This is a genomic window from Pseudomonas brassicacearum subsp. brassicacearum (genome assembly GCF_008801605.1).
In the GTDB taxonomy this organism is placed as follows: Bacteria; Pseudomonadota; Gammaproteobacteria; order Pseudomonadales; family Pseudomonadaceae; genus Aquipseudomonas; species Aquipseudomonas brassicacearum.
In genome coordinates this window covers 122,476-139,096 of record NZ_VZPJ01000004.1, presented here as the reverse complement: position 1 = coordinate 139,096, position 16,621 = coordinate 122,476, and the positions used below count along the sequence as shown (strand labels likewise).

Below are 16,621 nucleotides of genomic sequence, written 5' to 3'. Positions count from 1 at the left end.
GGCAATCACTTACCCCCCTCTGGAGGCACCATGCCAAACGCAGTTGGACAGAACCCTGTGGCACTCATCAGTGGGGTTGGAAGCGAGATCGGAATCGGCATGGCGATCGCCCGCAGGCTTGGCGCGGCGGGAGCCAGACTGATCGTCACCGCCAGCAGTGCGCGAATCAATGATCGAGTCGCAGAACTGCGCGCCGAAGGGTTCGAAGTCGAAGGCCGGGCCCTCGATCTTACCGATGAAAACCAGGTACGTGAGTTCATGGCGTGGGCGGAGTCCCTCTGGGGGCAGATCGATATCCTGGTCAACAACGCGGGCATGGCCATGCAAGGCAGCCCGGAGTTTTTTTCCGACTTGGCAAGCATGGATCTGCACACCTGGAACCTGACGCTGGGGCGAAACCTGACCACGGCCTTTCTGCTTACACGGGCTGTTCTGCCCGGCATGCGGGCGCGTCGCTACGGGCGCATCGTCAACATCAGTTCCACTACCGGCACCCGCTGCAGCAACCCCGGTGAAGCGGCTTACAGCGCCGCGAAGGCCGCGATGGTCGGAATGAGCATGAGCCTGGCGCTGGAAGTCGCCCAGCAAGGGATCACCGTAAACAGCGTCGCTCCCGGCTGGATCACCACAGGATCGACCACTACAGAGGAAGCCAAAGCGGCCGAATACACGCCGATGGGCCGCGCCGGACGTCCCGAAGAGGTCGCTGCACTGGTGGCTTTCCTTGCCTCTTCAGAGGCGAGCTACCTCACTGGCGAAGTCATCGTGGTGGATGGCGGAAATTGCCTGGTCGAGAACAAGGCTCCTTGATCTGACTAGGCTTCCCAGGCATTCGCCATGGCACCGGCAAGGGTGAACCGATCAGGTCAGAGCAGCTTCCAGGTGTAACTGAGGATCAACCGGTTCTCGTCGATGTCGCTGCGGTAGTTGGAACGCGCCATGACGTTGCGCACGCGTACCCCCAGGCCGCTTAGAAAACCGTTCTGGAACGCGTAGCCGATATCCAGATCGCGCTCGCGATCCTTGCCCTCAAAACCCGCGCCGGTGTTCACGTTGTCGCCGGTGATGTAGCGCACCGTCGTCGTGAGGCCAGGCACCCCCATTGCAGCGAAGTCATAGTCGTAACGAGCCTGCCAGGAACGCTCATCGGTATAGGCGAACTCATAAGTTGGCACCTCGTTACCCAGAGGCGTGACGTTGGCGAAAACCCTGGGGAACGCACTGTCGCCATACATCGCCTGGTAACCGACATAAAAGGTGTGGCCATCACGCTTTGCAGACAGCAACGAAAAGAACGCCTGGTTATCGATTTTCCCCAGCATTTCACTGCCGTCCTCGCTGGCATCGTAATAACCGAGATTGGCGCCCAGAACCCAGTCGCCCATGGGCTGGCTGTGCTTGAAACCAATGAAGTCCTGGGCATAGATGTCTTTCAACTGGCCGTGCCAGAGGCTGACGCTGGTGCGATTGCTGTTGAAGCTGTAGTCGCCGCCGAGGTAGTTGAAAGCATCGCTTTCAGCCTGGCGTTTAGGCACATGGCCTAGCATGGCGATCATTTTTTCGTCGCCGGCTTCGTTGCGCAGGCTGGTCGTCGTCAAGTGACCTGCTTGCACCGTCAGGCCACTGATCTCGCTGGAGCTGATGCTCACCCCCTGATAACTCGGGGGCAGCAGACGTATGTCGCTGAAGGCGAGTACCGGAAGATTCGGTTGCAGCTCCCCGACCTTCAGTTCGGTTTTAGAGACTTTGGCTTTGAACGTCAGGCCCAGACGGCTGTAATCGTCAGCCGCACGGCCATCGTCCGTGATCGGCAACAACCCGGTATTGACCCGGTCAGGGCTGCTGTCGAGCTTGAGGCCCAGCGTTCCTAGCGCATCGATGCCGAACCCCACAGGCCCCTGTGTGTAGCCGGATTTGAACGTCAGGATGAAACCCTGCCCCCACTCCTCGGCCTTGGATTGCCGATTTGCGCCGACGATGTCGGAATAGTCCCGGCTGAAGTAATAGTTGCGAGCTTGCAAGGTGGCGGTGGAACCTTCGAGCAAGCCCTGGTCCGCCGCCGACGCGACGAGTGGCACGCCCAGGAGTGAAAGCCAGAAACGCGGTATGGTCTGCTGATTCATGTTGTGCTCTTAATTATTGTTATTTATCGACAGCTCATGGGCCCGCCGTCATGTCGTGCGGGCTATTACGCTCGGTGTCAGGCTTTTACCGAGGGCGCTTCAAGCGCAGCAGGCAGGGCGCGACGTTCGTTCAGGGCGAAGGCGGTCATTGCCAGCGCCGCAATAGCGCCCGGAATGGCAAAGGCCATGAAGTTCAGTTGCAGGGGCAATTCGATCCCCATCAGTGCGCCGCCCAAGAGCGGGCCGACGATTGCGCCGTTGCGACCGATTCCGGAGGCCCACCCCAGGCCCGTGGAGCGAATGTGCAAGCCATAAAGCTGTGCGGCACCGGCGTACAACAGGATTTGCGTGCCGATAGTGGTAGCGCCGGCGATGAAGATGAGCAGGTACAGCACCGGCATCGGGCTATTGATACCCAGCAAGCTGATGGAGAGTGCGGCAGCAAGAAAGAACCCGATCATGACCTTCACCAGATTCAGCCGATCCCCAAGCCAACCTCCCAGAATCGCGCCTGCCATGCCGCCAAAATTCAGGGCCAGCAAGAACGTCAGGCTTGAACCCAGGCTGTAGCCGGAGTTGGCCATCAGCTTGGGCAACCACGAGCTCAATGCGTAGACCATCAGCAGGCAACAGAAAAACGCTACCCAGATCGCCACCGTTCTTACACCGAGGCCATTCCTGAACAGCTCCAGTACGGATGTGCCCTTGCCCTTGGTTTCATTTAGTTGAAGCGTGTCTTCGACGCCGATTTCATTCCCTGGCGCCAGGCGCTCAAGCAGCGTACGGGCCTGTTCGGTGCGGCCCTGGCGGATGAGAAAGCCAATGGACTCCGGGAGGTAGTGAAGAATCAACGGCAGAAGCAACAATGGCAGGGTCGCGACGAAGAACATCGACGACCAACCAAAACGCGGCAGCATGAAGATACCGACACCGGCCGACAGCATGCCGCCGAGGGAATAGCCGCTGAACATCAACGCAACCAAGGTGCTGCGCATTTTTTTCGGCGCGTACTCGTTCATCAGCGCGACCGCGTTGGGCATCAGCCCGCCACATCCAAGCCCGGCGATGAAACGGCACACGCCGAACTCGCCGGGCGTGCTGGCGAAACCATTGATCACCGTCGCCGTGCTGAACAGCGCGAAGCAGATGGCGATGCCTTTCTTGCGGCCGATCTTGTCGGCCAGACTGCCGAATGCCAAGGCACCGAACATCATGCCAAACAGTGCATAGCTGCCCAGCGCGCCGGCCTGTAGAGGCGTCAGCCCCCACTCCTTCATGATCGCCGGCAAGACCACGCCGTAGATGAACAGGTCATAGCCGTCAAAGATCAACAGCAAGGCGCATAAGCCCATGACCAGCCAATGGAAGCGCCCGAAACGGGCGTTGTCGATGATCGAATGTACGTCGATGGTCCGCATGGCTTTACTCTCATTATTTTTGTTGTGTGTGAGAACCGTATGTACTGCCGCAGCGTCAGCCCAGGTCGCCGCCCCCTACCGGCAAGGTCACGCCGGTGATGTAGGAAGCCTCATCCGATGCCAGGAACAGAATGGCGCCGACTTGCTCATCGAGGGTCCCGTAGCGTTTCATCGGGCTGCTGTCGATGGTCTGATCGACGATTTGCTGGTACCAGACCCGCTCCTGCTCGCTTTGCGGCTGACTGTTGCGAGGAATGCGGCGCGCCGGTGCTTCGGTGCCGCCGGGGGCCGTGGCGTTGACCCGGATGCCGCTGCCGGCGGTTTCCAGTGCCAGACAGGCAGTCAGCGCATTGACGCCGCCTTTGGCCGCGCCGTACGGAACGCGATTGATGCTGCGCGTGGCAATCGATGAAACGTTGACGATCGCGCCGTTACCCTGTTCGAGCATGTAGGGCAATACGCTGTGGCAGCACCACAGCGTCGGGAACAAGGAACGGCGTACTTCGGCTTCGATTTCATGTTCGGCGTAGTGCTCGAACGGTTTGGCCCAGATCGTCCCGCCAACGTTGTTGATCAGGATGTCGATACGCCCGAAACGCGCCTTGGTCGCGGCCATTACCTGCGAGCACTCCGCGTACTGCTCCAGGTCAGCCGTCAAGGTCAGCGCATGTTCATGCTGCAGTTCGTGGACCAGTTCAGAGCGGTCGACGGCAACGAGCAACGCGCCCTCCTCCAGCACTCGCTCGGCGACACGCCGACCGATTCCCTGGGCCGCGCCGGTGACCAGCACGACCTTTTCGTTGAAACGTGGGTTCATTTCAGTGTCCTCAGGCGGCGTCGCCGGTGACGATTGCGTTGGGCGTGAACTTCTCGTAGTGGAAGCTGGCCGGGGTGACACCTTGTTCCTTGAAATGCCGGCGTACGGCATCAACCATCGGCGGTGGCCCGCAGAGGTACACGTCGACATCACCGTTGTTGAGCACGGCTGGCGCCATGTGCTGGGTGACATAGCCTTGGCGAGGATGAGCGGTTCCGGGGTCCGCCACGCAGGTCACGAAACTGAAGTTCGGCAGGCGCGCGGCGAAGGCTTCCAGGGCCTCGACCATCACCAGGTCCTGATCGCGAGTCACACCGTAGATCAGCGACACCGGCTGGGTTTCTGCGCGTTCGGCGAGCACCTCGAGCATCGACAAGAACGGCGCAAGCCCGGTGCCGCCAGCCAGGAACAACAGCTGCCGGGTCACTTCACGCAGATAGAAACTGCCCAATGGCCCGGTCATGGCGACGTTCTCGGCTTCCTGAGCGCGTTCCAGCCAACCGCTCATCAGGCCGCCGGGGACATGCTTGATCAGAAAACTGGCGTGCTTTTCGCCTGGGCGGCTGCTGAATGAGTACGAGCGCGTCTGGCCGCTGCCCGGCACCTCGATGTTGACGTACTGGCCTGGCAGGAAAATCGGCGCCTGGTCCAGTTCGAAACTGATTTCCAACGCCGCATCGGCATGCCGAGTAATGCCGGTGACGCTGGCAGCGAACCGGGTGGTGCCGGTCTTGCAGGCGCTGGAAGGCACCGGCACGGCGATGACGCAGTTGGATTGCGGCACCATCTGGCAGGTCAGGACTTGCCGTTCCTGTGCTTCGTCCTCCGTCAGCGCATCGTCGATGTACTCGTCGCCCAGATCATAGGCGCCGGTCTCGCAGCGGCATTTGCAGGTGCCGCAGACACCGTCCGAGCAATCCATGGGCAGGTTGATACGTTGGCGAAAGGCGGCATCCAGCACCTTCTCACCCACTTTGCAGTCGATGAAACGGGTCACCCCGTCTTCAAAATTGAGGGCTATGGAGTACGTCATGGCGCTGTCCTCAGATGTGATAGATGTCGATGACCTGATGGATGTAGTCGTTTTTCAGCACCACTTTCTTGCGCGTGATCAGCGGCTGTTCAGCGCTGATGTCCAGGCGATAGAAAGACGTGCCGAAATACGTATCCGTGGTCTTGTAGCGATGGCTGAGGGTTTGCCAGTTGAAACGCAGCTCCACGTGCCCGGCGTCTTCAGCCAGTACCTCGAGGTTGGTGATCAAATGCACGGTTCGCGGCTCTGGCGTGCTGGCACTGGAGCGTTCGGTCTTGATGCGGAAAACTCGGTCTTCCAGGCCGTCGCGGCTGGGGTAATACACCAGCGAAATCTCACTCTGCGGGTCCTGCGTCAGCGTGTCGTGGTCATCCCACGCCGGCATCCAGAACTCGACCTTGGGCGAGTAGCACTCCAGCCACTCGTCCCACTGGCGATCATCCAGCAGGCGTGCTTCGCGGTAGAGAAAAGCCAGCAGGCTGTCACGGGAAATGCTCACGAGCGCACCTCCTTGTCGGTGGCAATCAGGCCTTGTCGCTCCAACTCAATCGCTCGTTGCAGGCTGGCGGCCCAGTGGGCGTGCTGACGGACGAACAACCCCTCGTCCTCGGTTTTCACCCCGCTGAGCTGCGGGTTCATGCCCATGGCGCGTGCATTTTCGTCAGCCCCCTCGATCCACTGCTTTGCGCCGCGGCTCAGGTCATTCCACAAACTTATCGCCCCCTGATAACCGGTCTGGCAGGCACGGAACTCTTCCAGGTCGTCCGGCGTACCCATGCCACTGACGTTGAAAAAATCCTCGTACTGGCGAATGCGGGTCGTGCGCTCCCGGGCACTTTCACCCTTGGGCGCCATGCAGTAGATCGTCACTTCGGTCTTGTCGACCGCGAGGGGCCGTACCACGCGGATCTGCGTGGAGAACTGGTCCATCAGGTAAACGTTGGGGTACAGGCAGAGGTTGCGGGTCTGGTCGACGATGAAATCGGCACGCTCCTGGCCCAGGCGCTCGGCGAGGGCCTCACGGTGCGCATGCACCGGACGCACTTCGGGATTGAGCAGGCGGGTCCACAGCAGGATGTGCCCATGTTCGAAGGCATAGACGCCGCCCAGGCTCTTCGACCAGCCATTGGCATCCACGGTGCGGGTGCCTTCGGCTTCATAATTGCGGCGGCCCATGGTTGCCGAGTAATTCCAGTGCACTGAGCTGACGTGATAGCCGTCGGCACCGTTCTCGATCTGCAGTTTCCAGTTACCGTCGTAGGTGTAGGACGAACTGCCGCGCAGCACTTCCAGCCCTTCAGGCGCCTGGTCGACCATCTGGTCGATGATGACCCGGGTTTCGCCCAGGTAATCACTCAATTCCGGGACGGCTTCGCTGAGGCTGCCAAACAAGAAACCGCGATAATTCTCGAAACGGCCCAGGCGCTTGAGGTCGTGGGAGCCGTCGCAGTCGAAAGTGTCTGGGTAGGCGCCGGTCTTGGCGTCTTTGACTTTAAGCAGCTTGCCGGCATTGCTGAAGGTCCAGCCGTGGAACGGGCACGTGAATGAGCCTTTGTTGCCCTGCTTGCGTCGGCATAGCATGGCGCCCCGGTGAGCGCAGGCATTGACCAAGCCGTGCAGCGACCCTTGTTTGTCGCGGGTGATAACGACGGGCTGACGGCCAATGTAGGTGGTGAAGTAGTCGTTGATGTCCGGCACCTGGCTTTCATGCGCCAGGTAGACCCAACCACTTTCAAAAATATGCTTCATCTCCAGGGCGAACAGTTCGGCGTCGGTGAAGATGTCGCGGCGGCAGCGGAAGACCCCGGTAGTGGGATCTTCCTGAACGGATTCGCTGAGTTGACGGGCGAGTCTGTCGAGCGTGCTGATCATGGGGTACCCTCGGTTGTTCTTGTATCAGGCCCCCTCACCCTACGTGTTCACTTGCGGCGTCAATATCCACGTACTGCAAATCGCTATCCGCCTGGCGCGGCCCGTTCACGCTGGCGCCGGCAAGTCTGCGAAGGCAGCTCGCCAAAGCGCTTGCGGTAGACCTCGGAGAAGCGGCCCAGATGCAGAAAACCGTGATCCAGCGCGACTTCGGTAACGCTGCGCGCTGTCGCGGTTTGCAGTTCGGCATGCACCCGCTCCAGCTTGCGTTGGCGCATGTAGTCCCTGGGCGAAAGGCCGACCTGGCGCTCGAACAGCGTATACAGCGAGCGCTCGCTGACCCGGGCAACCGCCATCAACTGTTCGAGACTGATGTCTTCGGTCAGGTGCTCCTCGATGAACTGCCGCACGCGGTCGAAGCCCGCACCCTCTTCAGGTCGCGGTGCGACTCTCAATACATTGTTTGCCAGCAACGCCAGCAACTTGTTGGCGACTATCCGCTCGTACAGGCACTGGACCTCACCTTGCGCCGCGTTCTCGGCCTCATGGCAGATCAACCCCAGCAGTTGCACAAAACCACTCATCTCTTTGAGCTCGTGGTGCTCGGGCACGAACCGGATCCCTTGCTGCGGAAGCGTCCAGTGCTGCTCCAGGCAGGCGTTTTCCAACAGCCTGACGGGAACTTTGACGATGAATTTTTCGCAGTCGGCCGAATACGTCAGGTCGACCGGGTCATCCGGGTTGATCAGCAGAATCTCACCGGCCCGCAAAACCTGCTCTTTGCCTCGGGCAGCGGATCGGCAATGCCCATGAAGCAGGATTTGCAGGTGATAGATCGTCTCCAGCGCCGTCGAGGTGACCCGCACCGGCGCGCCATAACTGATACGACACAAGTCCAGGCTCGAGAACGTACGATGGCTGATGCTCGCCTCGGGGCGGCCCCGCGGCGGTAGGCGAATGCAGTGACTGCCCACGTGCTGGTTAACGTAATCCGACACGGCATAGGCATCTGCACGGTCGAAAATCTGGCTGCGCTCACTCAATAACACGGTCATGTTGGCGCCTCTTTTTTGTTGTTCGCTCAAGACCAGGCTGAAGCCACAAAGCCCCCGTCAGCAATCGCTGCGGGGGCTTGGGTGTCAGGCGTAACGGTGAATCACACCTCCAGCGCTCGCACTCGCTCGGGACGGCTTTCGTCTTTGGGCGCAGCGGTTGGTTGAAGGACAAAATCGAACTCGATATCCGCCCGCTGGCCATTGGCATCGTCGCTGAAGCGAATCTCGGCGATCAATTCGTCGCGGGTTGCATAAGCAAAATCATCGTGCAGGTATCGGTCCCCTGCCAGGTTGATTTGCGTCGTCAGGTGACGATGTCCAGGCGCCGAAATGAAGAAATGAATGTGTGCAGGCCGCTGGCCATGACGCCCCAGCTGGTCAAGCAATTGCTGGGTCGGACCATCCGGCGGGCAGCCGTAGCCCGAGGGCACGATGCTCTGGAAACGATAGCGTCCTTCGGCGTCCGTCAGGATCCGCCGGCGCAAGTTGAATTCGGACTGCGAAGGGTCGAAATATGAGTAGGTACCGCCGGTATTCGCGTGCCAGACATCGACCACCGCGTTGACCAGGGGCTCGCCATCGGTGTCGCGTACCTGGCCGGTCATGAACAACACCGTGCCGGGGTCCTGGCCGTCATCGAGGCGGGCAAAGTGCTCCGACAGCGGCGCGCCGGCCACATACAGCGGGCCCTCGATGGTCCGTGGCGTGCCGCCGACCTGGCCGGCCTGTTCATCTTCGGCGTCCATCAGCATGTCCAGGTAATGTTCGAGCCCCAGCCCCGCGACGACCAGGCCAGCCTCCTGGCGGCGGCCCAAGTCGTTCAGGTAGTTGACAGCCTTCCAGAACTCTTCGGGGGTTACCTGAAGGTCCTCGATGAGCTTGATCGAGTCGTTCAAGACACGATGCACCACCTGCTTCATCCGCTGGCTCCCGGTGGGCTGGTCGAAACCGGATGCTTTCTCGAGGAATTGCTGCACTTCAGCGGTTTGGGAGATACGAACGGTCATGGCTTTTGCCCTCATCAGTATTATTTGTTCTTGTCGATGTCAGTACTGCGAATCGGTGAACTCAGCGGTCGTCGGCATGGATCGAAGATGGATGTCGGCACATCGGTGTCACGTCGATCTCCATGTAGGGGTACAGCGGCAATTGCATCAAGGTGTCATGCAACGCCTGGTTATCCGGCACATCAAACACACTGACGTTGGCGTAGAGCCCGACCAGGCGCCACAGATGACGCCAGGTGCCTTCGTGTTGCAGGCGCTGCGCAAGTTCTTTCTCGTCGGCCTTGAGCTGAGCGGCTGTTTCAGCCGGCATATCGGCTGGGAGCCTGACGGTCATGCGTACGTGGAAAAGCATCTCGTGGGTATCCTCTTGGCTAAGGCAGGTCAGCGGCGCGCAAAACGCGCAAGCCGTTGTTCATCCAGCTCGATGCCCAAACCGGGCGTGCGCGGGATCATGAGCTGAAAGTCCCGATAGACAGGCGGTTCCACCAGGATATCTTCGGTCAACAGCAGCGGTCCGAACAGCTCGGTATGCCATTCCAGCTTGTCCAGCGTGGCGAAGGCATGAGCGGCCGCCAGCGTGCCGACGCTGCCTTCGAGCATCGTACCGCCGTACAGGCCGATACCGGCGGCTTCGGCAATCGCAGCAGTACGCAACACCGCCCGGGGGCCACCGGTCTTGGCGATTTTCAGGGCGAAAATCGAAGCGGCGCCCATCTGCGCAAGGGCAAAGCTGTCCTGGACCGACTCGATCGCCTCATCGGCCATCAGCGGGATCGGGCTGTGGGCACTGAGGCGGGCCATGCCCGGCCGGTCGTGTCGGGACAAGGGTTGTTCGATCAGCTCGACGCCAGCATCGGCCAACAGTCGACAGGCCCGTATGGCCAGCGCTTCGCTCCATGCCTGGTTGATGTCGACGCGCACACTGGCGCGGTCACCCAGGGCACGCTTGATCGCCGCGACATGGGCGATGTCGCGAGCCGGTTCTGCGGCACCGATCTTCAGTTTGAAGTGCCGATGGCGACGTATATCGAGCATGTGTTCGGCCTCTTCGATGTCTCGGCCGGTGTCGCCGCTGGCCAGCGTCCACGCCACTTCCACACCGTCGCGTAGACGCCCGCCGAGCAATTCCGCCACCGGCAGTCCCAGGCGCTTGCCTTGGGCGTCGAGCAGCGCGGTTTCCACCGCTGAGCGCGCAAACGTGTTGCCACGAATGCTCCGGTCGACCCGTTGCATGGCCGCGTTGAGATTGCTCGCGTCTTGCCCGATCAACAGCGGTGCGAACCATTTGTCGAGGTTCACCTTGATGCTTTCCGGGCTTTCCCCGGCGTACGCCAAGCCACCGATGGTCGTGGCCTCGCCGACGCCGATGATGCCGTCACTGGACTGGATCCGCAGAATGACCAGCGTCTGGCCGTGCATGGTATGCATGGCCAATTTGTGTGGCCTGATCGTGGGTAGGTCAACAATTTGGGTATCGAAGCGTTCGATGGTGACAGCAGTCATAATCTTTCCGTCGGCGTTGTGTTTGTTCTTGGGCAAAGATTGACGCTGAGCAAGCGCACCGTCCAATATTGAATAAGTCTCGCTTTATACCTTGGGGGTATCGTGGAGCTTCGTCATTTGCGTTACTTCCGGGTGCTGGCGCAAACCCTGAATTTCACTCGTGCCGCTGAGCAGTTGAACATTGCCCAGCCACCGCTGAGTCGCCAGATCCAGCAACTGGAGGATGAACTGGGGGTGGCGCTGCTTGAACGTTCCAGGCCGCTGAGGTTGACCGAAGCGGGTCGGTTCTTTCATGAGCACTCCAGCCAATTGCTGGAACAGCTCGTGCGCATTGGCGACGACACGCGTCGCGTCGCAGCAGGCCAGAAACGCTGGCTGGGTATTGGCTTTGCCCCTTCCACGCTATACGGCGCCTTGCCTGAGTTGATCCGTCAGTTGCGTAGCCTCGGCGATGTGGAATTGGGGCTCTCGGAACTCATCACCCTGCAGCAGCTCGAAGCGCTGAAAAGTGGCCGCATCGACATTGGTTTTGGCCGGATGCTGTTCGATGATCCGACTATCACCCAGGAAATCCTGCGCCAGGACCCGTTGGTCGCAGCCCTGCCGGCAGGTCACCCGCTGCTGTCGGGACCGGCCACCCTGGAGCAACTGGCAGCAGAACCTTTTGTCCTCTACCCGGGCACCCCGCGCCCGAGCTATGCCGACCACGTCCTGGGTATCTTCGCCGCACAGGGCTTGCGGATCCGGGTGGTGCAAACGGTGAACGAGCTGCAGACCGCCATCGGCCTCGTTGCAGCAGGCATCGGTATCACCCTGGTACCCGCCTCGGTGCAAAGACTGCACCGCGATGACATTGGTTACACCCCGCTGCTGGACAGCAGCGCCACTTCACCCATCGTCGTGAGCTACCGCGCCGGGGACGTATCGCCAGTGTTGCAACAGTGCCTTGAGCTGCTCGCCAAGCGATGAGTCACTTGAACAATTCACTGCTCATGAAATCAATGAACACCCGCAGTTTCGGCGCCAGGTGCTTGCTTGAAGGCCAGAGCATGCGGAAGGTGCTCTGATGCCGATTGAAGTCGTCGAGGACGGTGACCAGTTCACCGCTGGCGATGGCATCGCGCACAGTGAAGTCCGGCACGCAGGCAATCCCCAATGCATCGCGCACGACGTACAGCAACGCCTCGGTGGTGTTGCAGACCAGGGTCGCCGGCAAGTTGAGATCCGGCTGCCCTTCCCCGTTTATCGGCCAGACCTGCATCCTGCCAGTGCTGGGAAACTTGTATAACAGGCAGGCATGGCGCAGCAGATCCGTCGGCACCTGCGGCGTGCCGTGTTCGGCGAGGTACCGGGGCGAACCGACCACGACGAGCTTGAACGCGCCCAGCGGGCGGGACATCAGCCGGGAGTCGTTCGGTTCTCCAGTCCGAATGACGGCATCGAAACCTTCCTCAATGATGTCCACCAGCCTGTCGGAGAAATCCAGGTCCAGTTCGATACTGGGGTAGCGGCGCATGAAGGCCATCAGCGTCGGCATGACCAGGTCTGCAACCAGTGGCAAACTCACCCGCAGTTTGCCCCGCGGCGCTTTGCGGGTTTCCGACAACTCCAGTTCGGCCGCTTCGACTTCGCAGAGAATACGCCGGCAACGCTCGAGGAAAAGCGTCCCTTCCGCCGTCAGCGTGATACTGCGCGTGCTGCGATGAAACAGCCGCACACCCAGCCGTTCCTCGAGCCGGGCGACGCTTTTGCCCACCGCCGAAGACGAAATGCCAAGCGCCCTGCCCGCCTCTGAAAAGCTGCGGGTTTCGGCCGCGCGAACAAAAAAATCAATCCCGCTCAGTGACTCCACGCCAGGCTCCCATTACGGACATTTTTTCCGATGTGTTGCGCACTCTAGCATTCTTGTCTCGCAAAGAAGGGGCCCTTACCGTAGTCGGCACTTATCAATCTGCGACTGACGCCGCTATCCGGCGGGCCAGAAGCGTTCCAAGCAGGTGACACATGACGATTGCCAATACCCATATCGACGCCGAGGCCGAGGTCGTTCAAGACGCTGCGCCGCTCCCCATCGGGTCACTGTTTGCCCTCGCGCTGGCGGCGTTCGTGACCATTCTCACCGAAGCCTTGCCCGCCGGCCTTCTCTCACAGATCAGCGAAGGGCTGGCAATTTCCGAAGCCCTCGCCGGCCAGTTGGTCACGGTCTACGCGATAGGTTCCTTGCTGGCGGCCATTCCCTTGACGGCCGCGACCCAAGGCATGCGGCGCCGGCCGCTCTTGCTGTTGGCCATTGCCGGTTTTGCCGTGGCCAATACAGTCACGACGCTTTCGTCCCACTATGGCTTGACGATCGTTGCCCGCTTGCTGGGTGGCGTATCGGCCGGGCTGCTCTGGGCCTTGTTGGCCGGTTATGCCGCCCGCATGGTGCCCGAGAGCCAGAAAGGTCGGGCGATTGCGATAGCCATGGTTGGTGCACCCCTGGCGTTATCCCTGGGCGTACCGGCCGGCACCTTGCTCGGCAATTTGATCGGTTGGCGGATGAGCTTCGCCATCATGAGCTTGTTCGCCGTCGCCTTGATGGTCTGGGTACGACTCAAGGTGCCTGACTTTCCCGGGCAAACCACCGGCAAACGCCTTGCCCTGGGTCAGGTCTTCACCCTGCCGGGCGTTCGCTCGGTGTTGTTCGTGGTGTTGGCCTTTGTCCTGGCGCACAACATTCTCTTTACCTATATCGCGCCGTTCCTGATGACGGCGGGCCTGGGCGAGCGGACCGACCTGGTTCTGCTGGTCTTCGGGGTCGCATCGTTGCTGGGCATCTGGGTCGTCGGCGTGCTGATCGATCGCCATCTACGGGCATTGACCCTTGCGAGCACGGCGCTGTTCGCCATCTCGGCACTGACGCTAGGTGCCATGAGCGACAGCCCTGCCGCGATCTACATCGCGGTAGCGGCCTGGGGAATCGCCTTTGGAGGGGCCGGGACGTTGTTCCAGACGGCGATCGCCAAGACGGCCGCAGAGGCAGCGGATCTCGCCCAGTCGATGTTGGTCACGGCCTGGAACGTCGCCATTGCCGGGGGTGGGATCGTGGGGGGCGTCCTGCTCGATCACCTCGGTGTCGTTGCGTTTGCGCCGGTCCTGGTCATTCTCCTGTTGCTGACATTGGCGGTGGTGTGGTCTGCCAGGCAGTGCGGGTTTACCCAGAGCATTCAATGAGGATCGTGAGTCATCTTCGCTCAAGTCTCATGCTCGGCGGCCAACGCCGGGGTGGCGCTTGCCCGGTATTTCGACAGGCTTACCCAGGCCAGCGGTATCGCACTCAGGCAGGCCGCCGCAAACAGCCAGTGGGCCGCCGCCAGGGCATCGCCGCTCTGTCGGTAGATCAGGGTAATCAGCGCAGGCGTGGCACTGCCGAAGAGGGTCACCGATAAGGCGTAGGCCAGCGAGACACCCAGGGCCCTGACCTGCACCGGAAACAGCTCTGCCAGGGCTGCTGCAGCCGGCCCGGTGTAAAGCACCATCAGCACTGCCAGCCCACATTGGAAGCTGATCAGCGTCTGGAGACTGGGACTGTTGTTCAGCCATACGAACCCTGGGTAGGCACAGAGCGCGACCCCCACGGCACCGATGAGCATCACGGTGTAGCGCCCGATGCGGTCCGACAGCAGTGCCGTTAACGGACACAGCAGCGTGATGAGGCCGACCAGCACCAACCCCAGGTAGGCCTTGTTGCGCGGGAGTTCAAGCACCATCGATGCATAGGTCGGCATGAAGTTGATCAATTGTGTCGCGACCGTCCAGAGAACGACGATCAGCACCCCCCTCACGAGGTTGGGCAGATAGGGGCGAAGGTTAGGCCCCTTCCCGGCCAGCGCGTGCTTATCTTGATTATCGAGAAAGCGGCGCAGCGGCTCGCTTTCCTCGAGACTGCGACGAATTTTCAAGCCCGCCACCACGACCAGCAGTCCGAAGACATAGGGCACGCGCCAACCCCACTCATCCAACTGGGCGGGCGTCAGCGCGCTCGACAACAGACTCGCACTTAAACCGCATAGCAGGAATGATCCGGCTTGCGCCACCTGTTGGCTGGACGCAAATAACGCGCGGCGGTCCGCAGGTGCTGTCTCGACAAGATAGGCCAGCGCACCACCGATCTCTCCTCCTGCTGCAACCCCCTGCAATATGCGCGCGACGACAATGCTCAGCGGTGCCCACCAACCGATGGTCTCGTAGGTCGGGCATACGGCAATGATCAGGGTTCCGGCGCCCATCAGCATGATCGACAGCGTCAACGCGGCCTTGCGCCCCTGGCGATCGGCATAGCGCCCCATCAGCAGCGCGCCCAACGGCCGGGCCACGAAGCCGACGGCGAGTGCCAGGTAGGACGCGAGCAACGACATCAATGGATCGGATGCCGGAAAGAACGCCGCGGCGATCTGCAAGGCGAAGATCGCAAACAGGGTGAAGTCGAACCATTCCAGGGCGGCGCCCACGCTCACCGCGAGCACCAGTTTTCTGCGTTTGCGCCCCTGGCTATCCTGGGCTGTGGCGCTCATTGCGCACCCCCAGCGGGAAATGGAGGCAATGGCTCACAACGTGCCAGGCGGCGCAGGAACTGTTCACAGGCCTCAAGCTGAGCCAGGTCCACATACTCGTTCACCTTGTGCGCTTGCTTGATGCTCCCTGGGCCGCAGACGATCGTGGGGATCCCTGCGGCCTGAAACAGCCCGGCCTCGGTGCTGTACGCCACGCGTTGTTGGCCATGGGCCATTGAGCTAGCCTCGCGGACCCACTGCGCGAACGCCTGGTTGCCCTTCTCATCCAACCCCGGGGTGTGCAGCGTGTGGGAAAACTCGATGGACGCCGCCGCGGCGCGATCATCCATCTCACTGTGCATGACCTGCCTGGCGTCGTCCTTGATCTGCACCAGCAGTTGCTCGGCATCGCAGCCGGGCAGGTAGCGAATCTCAAAGTCAAAGCTGCATTGACCAGGAATGACATTGCCAGCGACACCGCCATTGACCCGGCAGACCTGGACGGTGGTGTACGGGACATCAAACCCGCTATCCAGCGGCCCTTGTGAAAGCCGCCTGGCCACTTGCTGAAGCTGCATCTGTACCCGCGCGGCATAGTCGATGGCGTTGACCCCCTCGCTCGGCAACGATGAGTGCGCCACCTTGCCATGGACGCAGCAATTGATTTCGTGACGCCCCTTGTGGCCGATCACCAACGCCATTGAAGTCGGCTCGCCGACAATGCAACCGGCGGGTTCCAGCTGTGCCTGGGAGATGAATGGGGCCAGATGTTTCGCCCCCATCGCCCCCACTTCTTCGTCATAGGACAAGGCCAGGTGAAAGCTTTGTCGTGCAGACGCCATCAGCTCGGGAACCATTGCCAGCACCACGGCGATGAACCCCTTCATGTCCGAACTGCCACGACCGTAGAGCCGATCCTGATCCAGGTGAGCGCTGAACGGATCCTGCGCCCAGGCCTGGCCCGCTACCGGCACCACGTCAGTATGTCCGGACAGGATGATGCCCCCGGGGCGCGGCGGTCCGAGACTGGCAAACAGGTTCGCCTTGCGCCCGGAGGCGTCCGGCAGAATCCGGGCCTGTACCCCGAAGCCGTGCAGGTAACCGCTCACCCATTCGATGAGGTCCAGATTGGAGCGGTCGCTGACCGAAGGAAAACCGATCAAGGTTCGTGCGATTTCCAACGTGCGTGCCAGCACGCTGCGGCCGTCATTCGAGCACGCGTCTGCCGCCCCCTGCGCAAAGGCCAAGGAAAGAGTCATGGGAT

16 protein-coding genes are annotated in these 16,621 nt (G+C 61.1%); 3 read left to right on the top strand and 13 right to left on the bottom strand.

The genetic code is table 11. The features are described from left to right. Positions 1–30: 30 nt before the first annotated feature. Positions 31–810 carry an SDR family NAD(P)-dependent oxidoreductase gene (locus F7R20_RS11690; protein WP_003201897.1) on the top strand — a complete coding sequence of 260 codons (780 nt, stop codon included), beginning with the start codon at positions 31–33 and terminating at the stop codon, positions 808–810. A 56-nt stretch (positions 811–866) separates the two neighbouring features. On the opposite strand, the gene F7R20_RS11685 is transcribed toward F7R20_RS11690, so the two are convergent. The 10 genes from F7R20_RS11685 to F7R20_RS11640 form a co-directional block, all read right to left on the bottom strand. Then, complete coding sequence (locus tag F7R20_RS11685; protein ID WP_003201895.1) at positions 867–2,123, bottom strand: OprD family porin; 1,257 nt, start codon at positions 2,121–2,123, stop codon at positions 867–869. 77 nt (positions 2,124–2,200) lie between these two features. Next, positions 2,201–3,541, bottom strand: coding sequence for an MFS transporter (locus tag F7R20_RS11680; RefSeq protein ID WP_003201893.1), 1,341 nt, complete (start codon positions 3,539–3,541; stop codon positions 2,201–2,203). 55 nt (positions 3,542–3,596) lie between these two features. Continuing rightward, positions 3,597–4,358 carry a 1,6-dihydroxycyclohexa-2,4-diene-1-carboxylate dehydrogenase gene (locus F7R20_RS11675; RefSeq protein WP_003201890.1) on the bottom strand — a complete coding sequence of 254 codons (762 nt, stop codon included), beginning with the start codon at positions 4,356–4,358 and terminating at the stop codon, positions 3,597–3,599. Between the two features lie 10 nt (positions 4,359–4,368). Next, positions 4,369–5,391 carry a benzoate 1,2-dioxygenase electron transfer component BenC gene (benC, locus tag F7R20_RS11670; protein ID WP_003201888.1) on the bottom strand — a complete coding sequence of 341 codons (1,023 nt, stop codon included), beginning with the start codon at positions 5,389–5,391 and terminating at the stop codon, positions 4,369–4,371. A gap of 10 nt (positions 5,392–5,401) precedes the next feature. Then, positions 5,402–5,890 (bottom strand): benzoate 1,2-dioxygenase small subunit, encoded by a 489-nt coding sequence (gene benB / locus F7R20_RS11665; protein ID WP_003201887.1) that lies wholly within the window; start codon positions 5,888–5,890, stop codon positions 5,402–5,404. Next, positions 5,887–7,263 carry a Rieske 2Fe-2S domain-containing protein gene (locus tag F7R20_RS11660; RefSeq protein WP_003201886.1) on the bottom strand — a complete coding sequence of 459 codons (1,377 nt, stop codon included), beginning with the start codon at positions 7,261–7,263 and terminating at the stop codon, positions 5,887–5,889. The genes benB and F7R20_RS11660 overlap by 4 nt, the downstream gene beginning before the upstream one ends. An 83-nt stretch (positions 7,264–7,346) precedes the next feature. After that, positions 7,347–8,315, bottom strand: a complete 969-nt coding sequence (locus tag F7R20_RS11655; protein WP_003201884.1) for an AraC family transcriptional regulator — start codon at positions 8,313–8,315, stop codon at positions 7,347–7,349. A 101-nt stretch (positions 8,316–8,416) separates the two neighbouring features. Beyond that, positions 8,417–9,322, bottom strand: a complete 906-nt coding sequence (gene catA / locus F7R20_RS11650) for a catechol 1,2-dioxygenase (protein WP_003201882.1) — start codon at positions 9,320–9,322, stop codon at positions 8,417–8,419. 61 nt (positions 9,323–9,383) lie between these two features. Continuing rightward, a complete protein-coding gene (gene catC / locus F7R20_RS11645) occupies positions 9,384–9,674 on the bottom strand; it encodes a muconolactone Delta-isomerase (protein WP_003201881.1) in 291 nt (96 codons plus the stop codon). 29 nt (positions 9,675–9,703) lie between these two features. Then, the gene (locus F7R20_RS11640) at positions 9,704–10,825 is read right to left on the bottom strand and encodes a muconate cycloisomerase family protein (protein WP_003201879.1); all 1,122 of its coding nucleotides are present in this window, start codon (positions 10,823–10,825) and stop codon (positions 9,704–9,706) included. Positions 10,826–10,927: 102 nt separating this feature from the next. Here F7R20_RS11640 and F7R20_RS11635 point away from each other — a divergent pair, with 102 nt between their 5' ends. Further along, positions 10,928–11,794: a LysR family transcriptional regulator gene (locus F7R20_RS11635; RefSeq protein WP_003201877.1), complete on the top strand. Its 867-nt coding sequence runs from the start codon at positions 10,928–10,930 to the stop codon at positions 11,792–11,794. Position 11,795: 1 nt separating this feature from the next. On the opposite strand, the gene F7R20_RS11630 is transcribed toward F7R20_RS11635, so the two are convergent. Next, complete coding sequence (locus tag F7R20_RS11630) at positions 11,796–12,677, bottom strand: LysR family transcriptional regulator (RefSeq protein ID WP_003201875.1); 882 nt, start codon at positions 12,675–12,677, stop codon at positions 11,796–11,798. A gap of 152 nt (positions 12,678–12,829) precedes the next feature. Between F7R20_RS11630 and F7R20_RS11625 the strand changes: the two genes are divergently transcribed. Next, positions 12,830–14,038: an MFS transporter gene (locus F7R20_RS11625; RefSeq protein ID WP_003201872.1), complete on the top strand. Its 1,209-nt coding sequence runs from the start codon at positions 12,830–12,832 to the stop codon at positions 14,036–14,038. Between the two features lie 20 nt (positions 14,039–14,058). Here F7R20_RS11625 and F7R20_RS11620 read toward each other — a convergent pair whose 3' ends face one another. Together F7R20_RS11620 and argE are read right to left on the bottom strand one after the other, a co-directional pair. Beyond that, complete coding sequence (locus tag F7R20_RS11620; RefSeq protein ID WP_003201870.1) at positions 14,059–15,378, bottom strand: MFS transporter; 1,320 nt, start codon at positions 15,376–15,378, stop codon at positions 14,059–14,061. Then, a complete protein-coding gene (gene argE / locus F7R20_RS11615) occupies positions 15,375–16,616 on the bottom strand; it encodes an acetylornithine deacetylase (RefSeq protein ID WP_173667099.1) in 1,242 nt (413 codons plus the stop codon). Before argE ends, F7R20_RS11620 begins: the two co-directional genes overlap by 4 nt. Positions 16,617–16,621: the final 5 nt, after the last annotated feature.